12 protein-coding genes and 1 tRNA gene are annotated in these 13276 nt (G+C 45.4%); 2 read left to right on the forward strand and 11 right to left on the reverse strand.

Annotated elements, in window-relative coordinates:
• Nucleotides 1-2 precede the first annotated feature (2 nt).
• The 11 genes from LPKJCM_RS09875 to LPKJCM_RS09925 all read right to left on the reverse strand — a co-directional run bounded on the left by LPKJCM_RS09875 (nucleotide 3) and on the right by LPKJCM_RS09925 (nucleotide 11755).
• Nucleotides 3-506, reverse strand: a complete 504-nt coding sequence (locus tag LPKJCM_RS09875) for a PTS sugar transporter subunit IIB (protein WP_057962391.1) — start codon at nucleotides 504-506, stop codon at nucleotides 3-5.
• Nucleotides 506-928, reverse strand: a complete 423-nt coding sequence (locus LPKJCM_RS09880; protein ID WP_057962392.1) for a PTS sugar transporter subunit IIA — start codon at nucleotides 926-928, stop codon at nucleotides 506-508. Before LPKJCM_RS09880 ends, LPKJCM_RS09875 begins: the two co-directional genes overlap by 1 nt.
• A gap of 79 nt (nucleotides 929-1007) precedes the next feature.
• Nucleotides 1008-1625: an HAD family hydrolase gene (locus LPKJCM_RS09885; protein ID WP_057962393.1), complete on the reverse strand. Its 618-nt coding sequence runs from the start codon at nucleotides 1623-1625 to the stop codon at nucleotides 1008-1010.
• Between the two features lie 101 nt (nucleotides 1626-1726).
• Nucleotides 1727-1811 (reverse strand) — tRNA-Leu (locus tag LPKJCM_RS09890).
• A 57-nt stretch (nucleotides 1812-1868) separates the two neighbouring features.
• Nucleotides 1869-2747 carry a homoserine kinase gene (thrB, locus tag LPKJCM_RS09895; protein ID WP_057962394.1) on the reverse strand — a complete coding sequence of 293 codons (879 nt, stop codon included), beginning with the start codon at nucleotides 2745-2747 and terminating at the stop codon, nucleotides 1869-1871.
• A gap of 14 nt (nucleotides 2748-2761) precedes the next feature.
• Nucleotides 2762-3229 carry a SprT family protein gene (locus tag LPKJCM_RS09900; RefSeq protein WP_057962402.1) on the reverse strand — a complete coding sequence of 156 codons (468 nt, stop codon included), beginning with the start codon at nucleotides 3227-3229 and terminating at the stop codon, nucleotides 2762-2764.
• A gap of 16 nt (nucleotides 3230-3245) precedes the next feature.
• Entirely contained in the window at nucleotides 3246-5414 is a 2169-nt protein-coding gene (locus tag LPKJCM_RS09905; RefSeq protein ID WP_057962395.1) for a Tex family protein, read from the reverse strand.
• A 727-nt stretch (nucleotides 5415-6141) separates the two neighbouring features.
• The gene (locus LPKJCM_RS09910) at nucleotides 6142-6573 is read right to left on the reverse strand and encodes a hypothetical protein (protein WP_057962396.1); all 432 of its coding nucleotides are present in this window, start codon (nucleotides 6571-6573) and stop codon (nucleotides 6142-6144) included.
• A gap of 21 nt (nucleotides 6574-6594) precedes the next feature.
• Nucleotides 6595-9258, reverse strand: coding sequence for a calcium-translocating P-type ATPase, PMCA-type (locus LPKJCM_RS09915; protein ID WP_057962397.1), 2664 nt, complete (start codon nucleotides 9256-9258; stop codon nucleotides 6595-6597).
• Nucleotides 9259-9448: 190 nt separating this feature from the next.
• A complete protein-coding gene (gene nadE / locus LPKJCM_RS09920) occupies nucleotides 9449-10276 on the reverse strand; it encodes an NAD(+) synthase (RefSeq protein ID WP_057962398.1) in 828 nt (275 codons plus the stop codon).
• Nucleotides 10277-10297: 21 nt separating this feature from the next.
• Nucleotides 10298-11755: a nicotinate phosphoribosyltransferase gene (locus tag LPKJCM_RS09925; protein ID WP_057962399.1), complete on the reverse strand. Its 1458-nt coding sequence runs from the start codon at nucleotides 11753-11755 to the stop codon at nucleotides 10298-10300.
• A 119-nt stretch (nucleotides 11756-11874) separates the two neighbouring features.
• On the opposite strand from LPKJCM_RS09925, the gene LPKJCM_RS09930 reads away from it, so the two are divergent.
• Nucleotides 11875-12630, forward strand: coding sequence for a WecB/TagA/CpsF family glycosyltransferase (locus tag LPKJCM_RS09930; protein ID WP_057962400.1), 756 nt, complete (start codon nucleotides 11875-11877; stop codon nucleotides 12628-12630).
• Nucleotides 12627-12983 carry a hypothetical protein gene (locus tag LPKJCM_RS09935; RefSeq protein WP_057962401.1) on the forward strand — a complete coding sequence of 119 codons (357 nt, stop codon included), beginning with the start codon at nucleotides 12627-12629 and terminating at the stop codon, nucleotides 12981-12983. The genes LPKJCM_RS09930 and LPKJCM_RS09935 overlap by 4 nt, the downstream gene beginning before the upstream one ends.
• Nucleotides 12984-13276: the final 293 nt, after the last annotated feature.

Genomic DNA, 13276 nt, shown 5'->3' on the forward strand with positions numbered 1-13276 from the left:
CCTTAAAAGCCCTTTTTATCCAACAGGGTTAATAAATTTTCCTTTTTTTCAGCCGGAATTTTCTGGGCATAGACATCTAAATGAAAATCATTGGCGAGCGTCCGAATTTGTTTGGCAATGTCGTCATTCATTGAAATGGCGTCCGTTAGCATCGTCATCCCATCGTTATAGGCGATACTGCCAATGTTGACGCCAATCTTCGAAAAATCAACGCCGCCTTCTGCCAGTTTTAACATGTCGGCTACCGTCTCCGTCAACAACAGCGTATTAAAGGAATCAAATCTGGAATCGAAATAGACGCGAATCATTTTATTAACCGTCACAACGTTGGCTTTCACGCCAGGTGGTGCCACCTGGGTAATCAATGTTTTGCGCAAAGGATCCTTGGCAACTGAATCAGAAACCACCATAATCCTGTTTGGTGTAACCGCTCGTGTCCAAAAAGTGGCAACTTGGCCGTGGAGTAAACGACTGTCAACTCTCGCAAGGCGAATATCCATTGTCATTACAAATCATCTCCCAAATCGTCATCATCGGCGGAAACCTTGAACTGACGAATCGAATCGTCAGAAATTTCGTTAATCTTATTCACTAATTCGCTTAAAGTTGAGTTTCGTGCCATATAAGCTTCCAACAAAATCGGTAGGTTAACGCCGGCAACCAATCCAATTGACTGTGGGTTCTTGGCTACAAATTGTGCGGCAGCGTTAAAGGGGGACCCGCCCCATAAGTCAGCCAAAATTAATGTCGGTGTGTCTTTAGGAAATTCAGCTAATGCCGTAGCGACTTTATCAGAAAGTGAATCGACCCCATCGCTGGCTGCCAAAGACACCCAGCCAACCTGTGCCTGTTTGCCGGCAATCATTTCCGCAGTCTGAATTAAGCTTTTGGCAAAATCACCGTGACTCACAACCAAAATTGAAATCATCTACTCACCTATTTTCTTAAATTTATCAAAGTCTGGTTACACCAAATATATCACAAAACAGCCAATTAGTTAGTGGGAATTACTTAATTGTCAGTAAGTCTGCCGGGGTCGTCAGATCATAATCCGCCTTGGCAAAATCAGCTGATTTCTTCGTTCGCCAACCCGCTAAAGCAAATTTAACCTTGGCAGCGTGGGCAGCTTGAAGATCAAACTTGGTATCGCCGATATAGATGGTGGCGGATGGATCAGCGTCTAACTTCTCAATCCCCTTTAAAATCATATCCGGCGCTGGTTTGCCGTTCTTGATTTCATTCGAGAATACAAAGGCGTCAAAGTATTGATCCAACCCAAATTTAGTGACGTCCCGATGAAATTCTGCTTCAACCTTGGACGTCGCAATCGCCGTTTTGACATTCGGATCAGCATGAAGCTTCTTCACCACCGCCTCAATACCGTCGTACACGTGAGCGTATTGGGTGTAATCCTTAATCTTGGCAAACCATTTGTCACGAATATCAACCGGGTTTTTAACGCCAAGGCTTCGAACCGTATCCATCGACGTAATGCCAAAGAGTTTAACAACATCTTCATACGAAAAATTGTAGCCATTTTCCAGTAGTGCCTTGTGTAGTGGTAACATATACATCTTTTCGGTGTCAATCAATGTTCCGTCTACATCAAAAATAAAATATCTCATTTCTGTACTCCAATCGTTTGTTATTTGAGCAACCTATCACATAACACACAATAAAAAAGTCCGAATCACTATTCAGATGATAGTGATTCGAACTTTAACCATGCGGCCAAGAAGATTCGAACTTCCACCGGGATAATCCCGACAAGATCCTTAATCTTGCGCGTCTGCCAATTCCGCCATGGCCGCATCAACAATTAAAAATTATAGCAGAAATTCGGGTAATTGACAAATGATTTTTAAAAATTATTCACCGCGAACGGTCGCACCTTCCGTATCAATCGAAAGCAGCCGCAAACTACCATTGAGATTTTCTTGTTCCAAATCAATTCTTAACTGCGTTAGAGCCGCCTTTTTGCCGAGCGTGGCAACCGTCGGTCCTGCCCCACTCAAATAAGTGCCAAAAATCCCCAATTTGTGTGCGGTTGACCGGATTTGAACAATTTCTGGTACCAAGTCTTTTCGATATGGCTCATGAAGCCGATCATTTTCAATCAAAGCCACTGCCTGCTCCCATTTGCCTTGGGCGACCAAAGCAATGAAAACATTTTCCTGACTGCTGGCATGTACCGCCACATCATAATCAATTTGTTTTGGCAGTTTCGCTCGACTCTCAGCCTCACTGACACCATCTGGTCGGATATACATCAAAGCAGAGATATCCGGGACTGGTAGGGTTGCTGCGGTGGTCGCCTCACCGTCATAAGTTGAAACCACCAGATTGCCAAGCATCGCCGCAGAAACACTCTCCGGGTGGCCCTCAATTTTAGTTCCCAAGTTAATCTGATCTTCAATTGAGAGGCCAAGGTCTCCCAGCTTGTTGGCAATTTTAATTCCGGCAACCACTGCCGTTGTGCTGGAACCCAATCCATGAGCAATTGGCACATCCGAAATAACGGTTAGCTGATGGGGATGGATATTAGAATCGACTTTCAAAATGGTCTGAACAATCAAATTATGTTCATCAGTCGGAATGTCGTTGCCCAAGGCATGATTGACTTTCCATTCATCGGTCTTTTCCTCGACAATCACCGTATAATACAGCTGTAATGCCAACCCCACCGAATCAACACCTGATCCGAGATTAGTGGTCGTTGCGGGTACTCTGATAATAACTTTTGCCATGTGATGGCTCCTTTCTATGCACCAATTTGACGCGTTTGGCTGATTAATTGAAGTCTGCCTCGACATCTGCCGCAAACATACTTCACTAAATTAATTCTTCGTCTTCTATGATACTCCAACCCACAGTGTTCACAGCGATAAATATAACGAGTCTGTGAGGTTCTGCTCGAAATTTTCGGTGCGTATCTGGAGCCGCCGACCGCCTTTAACAATTGCTTGAATTGCTTGGTATTATGCTTAGCGCTGTATCCTGCCAAATGTAAATGATAATGGCAGAGCTCGTGCTTGATGATGCCAATTAATACCTCGTGATCGGCCCCGTCATCCATCTTAGGATTAATATCGATATTATGGTCGCTGAGATGATACCGACCGCCAGTCGTCTTTAAACGGGTATTAAAATAGGCCCGGTGAGTAAACGGCTTAGCAAAATATTGAAGTGAAATGTGTTCAGTGAGTTGCTGTAATTCTTGATCAGTCATCAATTTTTTTGTTCACCTAACCTTCGGGATCCACCATCGATAATTGGATTCGGTGACGATCCAGGTCCACCGAGTCAATCCAAACGGTCACAATGTCGCCGACCGAAGCAACCTTGCTGGGATCCTTGACAAACGTGTGACTCATTTTGGAAATATGGACCAAACCATCCTGCTTAACGCCAATATCAACAAAAACGCCAAAGTCGACCACGTTCCTGACGGTTCCTTGAAGTTTCATCCCCGGTTTTAAGTCTTCCATTGTTAAGACATCTTTTCGGAGTAATGGTGCGGGCATTTCATCACGCAAGTCTCTGCCAGGAGTTTCAAGGCCCTTAATCATATCCTTCAAGGTGGCAACCCCAACCCCAACTGCTTGCGCCTCCTCGGCTAAATTGAGATTGTTGAAGGTAGTAGACACGGCCGACTCCCCCAATTGCGTCATTGTCAGACCATGTCTCTTCAACAGCTTTTTGGCAGCCGGATAACTTTCCGGATGAATATCGGTATTATCCAGTGGGTTTTTGCCACCGATGATTCTGAGGAACCCGACCGACTGTTCAAACGCTTTTGGCCCAAGCCTGGGGACTCGTTTGAGATCCGAACGGGCACTAAATTCCCCATTCTCATTGCGAAATTTGACGATATTCCCACTGGTCGTTTTGGTCAACCCGGAAATATGGACCAAGAGATCAGGACTGGCCGTATTCAAATTGACGCCCACTCGGTTAACCGCCGTTTCAACAACCGTATCCAACTGCCCCCCCAATTGTTTCTGGGGCACATCGTGTTGATACTGACCAACCCCAATCGCTTGGGGATCAATTTTAACTAATTCGGCGAGTGGATCTTGGATTCTTCTGGCAATGCTGACAGCAGACCGCTGTTCAACACTAAAGTCTGGAAATTCATCCCTGGCAACTTGACTGGCAGAATAGACGGATGCACCCGCCTCATTAACAATTACGTAATAAATGGGTGTTTTGATTTCTTTAATTGCATCAGCAACAAATTGCTCCGACTCCCGACTGGCGGTTCCATTACCAATCGCAATCATTTCAACGTGATTTTGATTGATGAAGTCAATGAATAATCCCTTGGCAGCCTTGCGCTTAGCTTCACTGGCGGGCTTGTGCGGATAGATAACGGTTTTATCCAGATACTTGCCGTTTTGATCAACCACAGCTAATTTACAGCCAGTTCGATAGGCTGGGTCAAAGCCCATGACAATTTTGCCCTTTAACGGCGCCTGCATCAGCAAGTTGTACAAATTTTTGCCAAAAATATCAATCGCGTGGTCAGCCGCCACTTCAGTCAGCTGCTTACGAATCTCGCGCTCAATTGCCGGGCCAATAAAACGATGATAGGCATTTTCAATGGCATCGATGACAACATCAGCCGCAAATCCTTGGTGGTTATTAACCGTATTAGCTTTCAAATGCCACATGATTGGCGCCTCATTGACCTCAATTTTAACGGAAAGGACCATCTCCTTTTCCCCGCGGTTGATTGCCAAGGTTCGAAATGAAGGAATTGATTTAATGGGTTGATTGAAATCATAATACTGTTGATAGGTTCCCTCTTCGTCCAGGTCTTTGCCACCGCGTTTGACTTTAACGACCAACTGGCCATATTGTTGGGTATTTCTTCGGACCCATTCGCGGAAGTCAGCTCGATCACCGGCATCTTCGGCAATAATTTCGTGGACACCCGCAAGAACTGCGTCGGTGTCCGGTAGTTCTTTGTCTGGATCGATGAATTGTGTTGCCTGTTCTTCTAAATCGGCCGCAAATGACATTGCTGCTTTAGCTAAGGGCGCTAAGCCGCGTTCTTTTGCGATTGTTGCCTTCGTTCGCCGTTTTTGTTTGTATGGCAGATAAAGGTCTTCGACTTGTTGAAGAATCGAAGCCGCCTCAATTTGTTTTTTGAGATCAGGTGTTAAAGCCTGCTGCTCGTCAATCATTTTAATGACTTCCTGCTTGCGTTTATCCAATGTTTGGATACGGTGAGCAGCGTCTTGAATATCTCGAATTTCAACTTCATCAAGATTGGCAGTCCGTTCCTTACGATACCGAGCAATAAATGGAACCGTGTCGCCTTCATCCAACATCTTAAGGGTCTCAACGATTTGTTTCTCCCGGATCTTTGGTAAATCCTGCTGAATTTTATGTGCTAATGTGTTGTCCATGTATTTCCACCTCATCAATAGTGTCAGCTTTAATTATAGCAGAATGGTGTAATTTCAGGGAATCCCACCCGACGTTTTCTCGGAGAACACAAAAGCCCAAGCTGCAGGGTTAGTGACTTGTCTGCGGTTTGGGCCTGTTATTGTGTGTTAATTTTTTGAGATGGTGAAATGATTGTTACGTGTTGGTTTCTGAACGATTTTTTGGTGGTATGGGATTATTCAATTGTGGAAACGTGCTCCACGAGCCGGATTTCTCCGCTTAGTGTGATAACAGCGTTATGCTCAACAGCTAAGCAGCTCGAATCGCACTCTGATTGAAATGTGCTCCGACGACCCAGGGCCTTGGTCGTACTCTGGATGAAACGTGCTCCGAGGGCCTGCCCCTAACTTCCAAGGGCTGATTGATTAAAGCCCCAAATCCCGGGGCTTCAATCAATCAGCCCTTGGAAACCGGGGCAACCAGCCCTCTCCGCACTCTGACTGAAATCTGCTCCGACGACCCAGGGCCCGGCCACATAAACAAAAAATTTCAACGATGAACAAGGACCGTTCATCATTGAAATTTTCTGCTTATGTTCTGGGCCCTAACCGGGTCTCGTCGCACTCTGAATAAAATGTGCTCCGCCGAGCAGCAACCTGCACCTAAGCCAACTTCGGGCGAAATCAAACTCGATTTCCCCCGAAGTTCACTTAGGCTCCGGTTACTAACCGCTCGTCTCCGCGCTCTCTAAATTTCTCCCATAATCCTCGTAGTCGTACTCGAAACCTTGGCGATACTATTCTCCTGGTCCTTTTCAGCCTGGTTGAACTTATCAACGTCAACCGTGGGTGTTTGGGGATCAATACTATCCGTCATGGCTTGGCAGGCGTTGGCGTAGTCTTCATAATGACGAACCAACAGTTTATGCTTACCCAATAATTTCACCGGCACTGCTACCTGTTCGAGTTTATTGACATTATCTTGATACTTATCCGTTCCGGATTGGAAATGCGCTTTAATCCCCTGCAATTGATCAGTCGTTAAATCAGTTAGCGTTTGATCGTCGATTGCCTTTCTTAAGGTTTCATAATCCGCATTTAAATCCTCACCGTTTTTCGACGTCTCATCAATGACGTCCGAGACGGTTTTTGCATATCGCTGCATATCTTGTGGTTTCAAAATATCAGCCTCCATTCAATTTTATTTATGGGAAATGTGTCTCTGAATGTATTTTACTACTTCTGTCACAACAACGATCATAAAGCCACCAAAGACCACAACCAGCCACTGTGAAGCGGTCAGTTCAGTCACGTGGAACATTTCGTTGAACCCTGGGACAACAATTGTCATGATCAAGAGCACCGCTGATCCCAAGAGTGCCCAGTTAAAGAATTTGTTCTTAAACATGCCAATTCTAAATATGGACTCGTGAATCGTCTTTGAGTTAAAAGCGTGGAACAGCTGAATGAGTCCCAGCGTTGCGTATGCCATCGTCAAAGCATCCGCATGGGCCAAGGCGTCCGAGGCGTGCACTGGGTTGCTAATCGCAAACGCATAAACACAAAGGGTGATAAAGCCTTCAAAAAATCCTTGGTACAAAATGTTGCTCATGATCCCACCAGACAGAAAGTTGGATGACCGTCCCCTGGGTTTGCGTTTCATAATACCGGGCTCGGCGGGTTCGACCCCCAAAGCGATTGCCGGGAAAGTATCGGTTACCAGATTGATCCACAATATCTGAACTGGTGCTAAAATCTGCCAGCCCATCATCGTCATCACAAACAAAGTCAAAACTTCACCTAAGTTGGCAGAAAGGAGATACTGGAGTGACTTTTGAATATTAGCGAACACCTTTCGGCCCGCCTTAACCGCGGTCACAATCGTCGCAAAATTATCATCGGCGAGCACCATATCAGAAGCTTCCTTTGAAACCTCCGTTCCGGTGATCCCCATTCCAACACCAATATCAGCAGTTTTTAATGCCGGCGCATCGTTGACACCGTCACCAGTCATGGCAACGACCTTACCCCGTTTCTGCCAGGCTTTAACGATTCGAACCTTATGTTCCGGGGCGACACGGGCATAGACAGAAATATCGGCGACTTCTTTGTTAAATTGATCATCAGACAATTCATCAAGCTGAGCGCCATTAATCACTTTGCCACCTGGGTTATCACCCCGGTTCAAAATTCCCAGCCGTTTAGCAATGGCTTGAGCGGTATCTTGATGATCACCGGTAATCATAATCGATTTAATTCCTGCCGATTTGGCTTCAGCCACCGCTTGGGCAACTTCCGGCCGTTCAGGATCGATCATCCCGATTAGACCAACAAAGGTCATGTCGTGCTCTTGGGCAGTCGATGTCAGATCAGTTGGCACAGTGTCGACGGGACGGTAGGCAAAAGCCAGCACCCGCAGCGCCTGGGTTGCCAGATCATGGTTGGTGGAGCTGATTAACTGTTTATCCTTATCGGTGATTGCTCGAACGTCTTTGCCATCCTGAATCTTGGTAACCCGTTCCAACAACTGATCCGGTGCGCCTTTCATGGTCATGAGGATCTGTTTGTCATCCATCTGGTTGTAAGTGGACATCAGTTTTCGTTCTGAATCAAACGTAATTTCCGCCAACCGTGGATGGTCATTGACAAACTTTTGAACCGGTTGATCTAGATTTAAGTAAAATGACACCAAAGCCGTTTCGGTTGGATCGCCCGCCAATTCATTTTCTTGATACTTGGTATCGTTGTTCAACACCATAATTTGCGCTAACCGATCCCGCAATGTTAAATGAGTGTCGGCCGAATCTTGAAGTTTTTCATTCAAAAAGACTTTTTCCACTGTCATCTTGTTTTGAGTTAAAGTTCCAGTCTTATCTGAGGCAATGACGTCCGTACTCCCCAGCGTTTCAACAGCCGGCAGTTTGCGAATCAATGCGCGATGCCGCGCCATTTGTTGGGTTCCTAGTGCGAGTGTCACCGTTACAATTGCCGGCAGGCCTTCTGGAATGGCTGCAACTGCCAATGAAATCGCCGTCAGCAGCATGTTAATCAGGCTTTCTTGCCCACGCCACATTCCAACGGCAAACACAATCACGGCAATCACCAGAATCAACACGGTTAACATCTTACCTAATGACTTCAGGTTTTCTTGCAGCGGCGTGGTGGTTTCTTCGGTCGTATTAAGCATGTGGGCAATTTTTCCGACTTCTGTATTCATCCCGGTACCAATGACGACACCGACTGCTCGCCCGGACGTCACGTTACTATTCATGAAGCCCAGATTTTTTCGATCGCCTAAAGGCAGGTCGTCTTCTTCGATTGGATCGACTTGCTTATTAACCGGCACAGATTCTCCTGTGAGGGCTGCCTCCTCGATCTTAAGGGAATTGGCCTCGGTCAGTCGAATATCGGCAGGAACGACATCTCCTGCCTCTAAAAGGACAATGTCTCCGGGAACAATATCCTCACTTTTAATCGACATCGATTGATTGTTTCTCAAAACGGTTGCCATCGGCGCTGACATTTCTTTCAGTGAATCAATGGCATTTTCTGCTTTGGACTCTTGGAAGACCCCAAACACCGCGTTTAAGATAACGACCGCCAAAATAATCGCGGCATCAACCGTTTCACCCGCAAAGCCAGCGATGATGGCCGCAATAATCAAAATAATAATCATGAGATCTTTAAACTGGGAAATAAACTTCTCAATCAACGTCGTCCGGCGTTTTGACGTTAATCGGTTGGCACCAAATTGTTCCCGACGATCTTTGACTTCCTGATCAGACAGACCACTAGGATGGGCCTTCATTTGACTCATCACATCATCGACCGTTCTTTGGTAGAACATCTTCTTCTCTTGTGTCATAAACTTCCTCCTCTAAAAGAAAAGAGACTCACAAATTCCTCGCTAAAAGAATTCATAAGTCTCACCATTTAAGATTTATCCCGGAAATACGAGTATTTCACGTTGACGAGATAATCGCAATCGCAATTGCTGGTTACTCCCTTTATTTATGGTAATTATACCTAACCACTAATGAAAAGTCACTAAATATCTATTTCCAAAATGTGTCGTAGACGTTAATCGGTGTATGACGCTTATGTTGGGTCTTGTCATACCAACCCTCAATGGTCTCAGCCGCCTTTTGAGAAACTTCGTGGCCTTCAAGATAGGCATCGATATCCTGATAAGTGACTCCCAGAGCAACTTCATCAGGCAGTGCCGGCCGATTATCTTCCAGATCGGCAGTGGGCGTCTTTTGGTAAAGATGTTCGGGTGCACCGAGTAATGTTAACAGCTGCTTGCCTTGTTCCTTATCCAAGCGCCAAAGCGGCGTAATATCGGCTGCGCCATCCCCAAACTTGGTATAGAAACCGGTGACCGCCTCGGCGGCATGATCAGTCCCGACCACCGCACCGGATTTGGCACCGGCGATGGCATATTGAGCGATCATGCGTTGACGGGCTTTGATGTTTCCCTTGTTAAAGTCGGCCACTTCTATATCATTTGCCTCAACCGAAGCGACTGCAGCGTCAACGGCTGGCTTAATATCGACTCTGGCCACCTGGTCAGCCTCCATCCAGTTGATGGCTGCTAAAGCATCTGATTCATCAGCTTGAACCCCATACGGTAAACGGACGGCGATGAATTGATAGGCTGGATTGCCGGTTTCATCACGCAACTCCGAAATGGCGATTTGAGCTAATTTGCCGGCCAATGTTGAATCTTGGCCGCCGGAAATCCCCAACACTAAAGTTTTTAAGAAGGTAAATTTTTTCAGATAGTCTTTCAAAAAGTCAACCGAACGGCGAATCTCTACTTGTGGGTCAATCGTTGCCTGAACTTTTAAGGCACTAATGATTTCTTGCTGTTTAGCTCTCATATACATCCCTCGATTATGGTTTTAATAGCTGATATCTTGTACATAGCTGCGAATTTTTTCGATGATGTCACGTTTGTTGTCCCAACATTTTTGTGACAAATCGACTGGGTATTTCTGGGGATTCAACTCCCGCTTATACTCAGGCCATAGTGAAGCCAATTCCTTTTCGGCGTAGTGGACAATCTGCTTTAGGTTTGGTTGATCATACACTAATTGGCCATCTTGAAAAATTGGTTTGAGCAATGGCATCGCATCAAAATTGTCAACGGTCTTGTTGATGTAAGTATAGCTGGGATGGAACATGAAGATCGACTTTTCTTTTCTAGGATCCTCATCAGCCAGTGTCACGTAATCGCCCTCCGACTTTCCGTCCTTACTGTCAGTGATCCGCCAAACCTGTTTTTTGCCAGGAGTCGAAACCTTCTCAGCGTTCCCGGAAATCTTAATGGTGTCCGTCATTTTGCCATCCGCGTCTTCAACCGAAACCATCTTATAAACGGCTCCCAGCGCGGGCTGATCAAAGGCGGTAATAACTTTGGTGCCAACGCCCCAAACGTCAATCTTGGCGTGCTGCATCTTCAAGCTGGCGATTGTGGTTTCATCCAAGTCATTAGAGGCATAGATTTTGGTGTTCGGGTACCCGGCATTGTCGAGAACTTCGCGCACGCGTTTGGAAAGGTAGGCCATGTCACCGGAATCCAATCTGACACCGGCAAAATTGATCTTATCGCCCATCTCGTTGGCAACCCGAATTGCACTTTGCACCCCACTTTTCAGTGTATCGTAAGTATCCACCAGGAAGACGCAATCGTGGTGCGTCTGGGCATAAGCGTTAAAGGCATCATAATCATTACCAAACGATTCAACCAGTGAATGTGCATGCGTGCCGCTGATCGGAATGCCAAATTTCTTACCAGCCAAGACGTTGGAAGTCGCGTTAAAGCCGCCAATGATGGTTGCCCGAGTTCCCCAAAGAGCGGCCGAAACTTCCTGCGCTCGGCGGGTTCCAAATTCCATCAGTGGATCGTCGCCAACCACCGTCCGAATTCTGGAAGCTTTGGTGGCAATCAATGTCTGATAATTGACCATATTCAAAATTGCGGTCTCAACCAGTTGGCACTCACACAAACTGCCCTCAACTTGGAGAATTGGCTCGTTGGCAAAAACAATGTCGCCCTCATAAGCGGATTTGATGGTGCCCTTAAATTCAAAGTTTCTTAAGTATTCTAAAAAACTATCCGGATAATCTGTCACTTCGCGCAAATAATCGATATCATCATCAGTGAACTGCAAATTTTCGATGTATGAAATGATGTGTTCCAACCCGGCAAATACCGCGTAGCCATTGCCAAACGGCAGCTTACGGAAAAACACTTCAAAAACCGCCTTGCGATTTTCCATGTGCTTTTCAAAGTAGGTGGCCATCATGTTGATCTCATAAAAATCGGTATGTAGCGTTAAATTATCGTGTTCTGACATATTGTGTCAATATCCTCCCCGGAGATTTGTTATATAATTAGTTTATATTCTATCATTTTTACGATTATTAACAAAAATAATCTCGCAATTTGCATCAAATGACCTCTAAAGGAGCTATTATGAATAACCAAAGTCCCACTCAACCAGTTGATATCTTAGGCATTCCTTTCACAAATACGACTGAAAAGGATTTCCAAACAATTTTACATAACGTCATCAATCAGCGCAAAAACACGTTTGTCGTCACTGCCAACCCGGAAATTGTGATGTATGCCAAGGCTAATCCGAGTTACGAAAAATTGATTACGGCCGCTGACTACATTGTCCCTGATGGTATCGGAATTATCATGGGAGCTAAGATGGTCAAGACTCCCCTCCAAGAACGCGTGACCGGTTATGATCTGTTCGTTCATCTGCTGGAATGGGGAAACGCCAATCAAAAGTCGGCTTATTTTATTGGCGCCCAGCCAACCGTGATTCGAAAGCTCAAAAAGGTCGTCCAGGAAAACTATCCGTTTTTGACGATTGCCGGCACCCACGACGGGTACTTTGGCGATGATCGAAATATTGTCCACGACATCAAACGGACCCAGCCCGACATGGTCTTTGTTGCCACCGGTTATCCAAAGCAGGAAGCGTTTATCAATAAGAACCGCCAGGCTGCCAATGCCCTTTGGATTGGCATTGGTGGCTCGTTTAACGTTTTAGCCGGCACTGTCAAAAGAGCCCCTAAAACTTGGCAGAAAATGCACTTGGAGTGGCTGTACCGGGTTGTTAAAGACCCTAGTCGCTTTAGTAGGCTTATGGTGCTACCGAAATATTTGTGGCAGATCATTAAACAAAAGTATACTCACAAATCCAGGAGGTATAAATGAAGAAAGTTTCACCTAAATTTTGGACCTATTTTTTGATCATGTATGTCGGCTTTGGCATTATTCTCAATTTATTCCATCACGAAGCTGCCATTCAAGACGAACAATATGGCATGTTGGGGATCTTTGCCTTGGCCTATGTCACCAGTTATCTGCGGATGCCAAGATTGAACTTCTATGTGATCTACTTTGTGTTGTGGCTGGTGATTCTTCGCCAAATTGGCGGTTATCGTGATTGGACGTCTTGGATTATCTTCGCATTCATGTCTGCTATCATGGCCTGGGTCACCGATTGGATTCGATCCGGCTACGCTCAGCGGTATGATCGGCCAAAGAAGCATCAGAAAAAAGAATAATTGTTAGACAAAGAGGCTGGGACAAAAGTCCTAGTTAACGCAAAAAAGCTTCGGAAATTTTTCCGAGGCTTTTTTGCATTTTATGTAGCACAGAGAATTCAACTCTGCTATTCTTAAATCGACAAAAACCCAAGGATAGGATTGAATCTCTATGTACAAACATTATAACAATAATCAAACCAATTTAACATTACCACTGGAAATTTCAATTTCAGAAACGCATATTGTCCGTGCCATTAGCGCATTTGTGGACACGATTCCCTATCAATTAGTTTATGGAGAAGAGTCAGCCT

Origin of the sequence: Lentilactobacillus parakefiri (genome assembly GCF_002157585.1) — a bacterium.
GTDB classification, from domain to species: domain Bacteria; phylum Bacillota; class Bacilli; order Lactobacillales; family Lactobacillaceae; genus Lentilactobacillus; species Lentilactobacillus parakefiri.

Bases quoted from the DNA above. Each gene is read 5' to 3' on its own strand.
- LPKJCM_RS09875 (WP_057962391.1), bottom strand. From the start codon at position 506: ATGACAATGGATATTCGCCTTGCGAGAGTTGACAGTCGTTTACTCCAC.
- LPKJCM_RS09880 (WP_057962392.1), bottom strand. From the start codon at position 928: ATGATTTCAATTTTGGTTGTGAGTCACGGTGATTTTGCCAAAAGCTTA.
- LPKJCM_RS09885 (WP_057962393.1), bottom strand. From the start codon at position 1,625: ATGAGATATTTTATTTTTGATGTAGACGGAACATTGATTGACACCGAA.
- thrB (WP_057962394.1), bottom strand. From the start codon at position 2,747: ATGGCAAAAGTTATTATCAGAGTACCCGCAACGACCACTAATCTCGGA.
- LPKJCM_RS09900 (WP_057962402.1), bottom strand. From the start codon at position 3,229: ATGACTGATCAAGAATTACAGCAACTCACTGAACACATTTCACTTCAA.
- LPKJCM_RS09905 (WP_057962395.1), bottom strand. From the start codon at position 5,414: ATGGACAACACATTAGCACATAAAATTCAGCAGGATTTACCAAAGATC.
- LPKJCM_RS09915 (WP_057962397.1), bottom strand. From the start codon at position 9,258: ATGACACAAGAGAAGAAGATGTTCTACCAAAGAACGGTCGATGATGTG.
- nadE (WP_057962398.1), bottom strand. From the start codon at position 10,276: ATGAGAGCTAAACAGCAAGAAATCATTAGTGCCTTAAAAGTTCAGGCA.
- LPKJCM_RS09925 (WP_057962399.1), bottom strand. From the start codon at position 11,755: ATGTCAGAACACGATAATTTAACGCTACATACCGATTTTTATGAGATC.
- LPKJCM_RS09930 (WP_057962400.1), top strand. From the start codon at position 11,875: ATGAATAACCAAAGTCCCACTCAACCAGTTGATATCTTAGGCATTCCT.
- LPKJCM_RS09935 (WP_057962401.1), top strand. From the start codon at position 12,627: ATGAAGAAAGTTTCACCTAAATTTTGGACCTATTTTTTGATCATGTAT.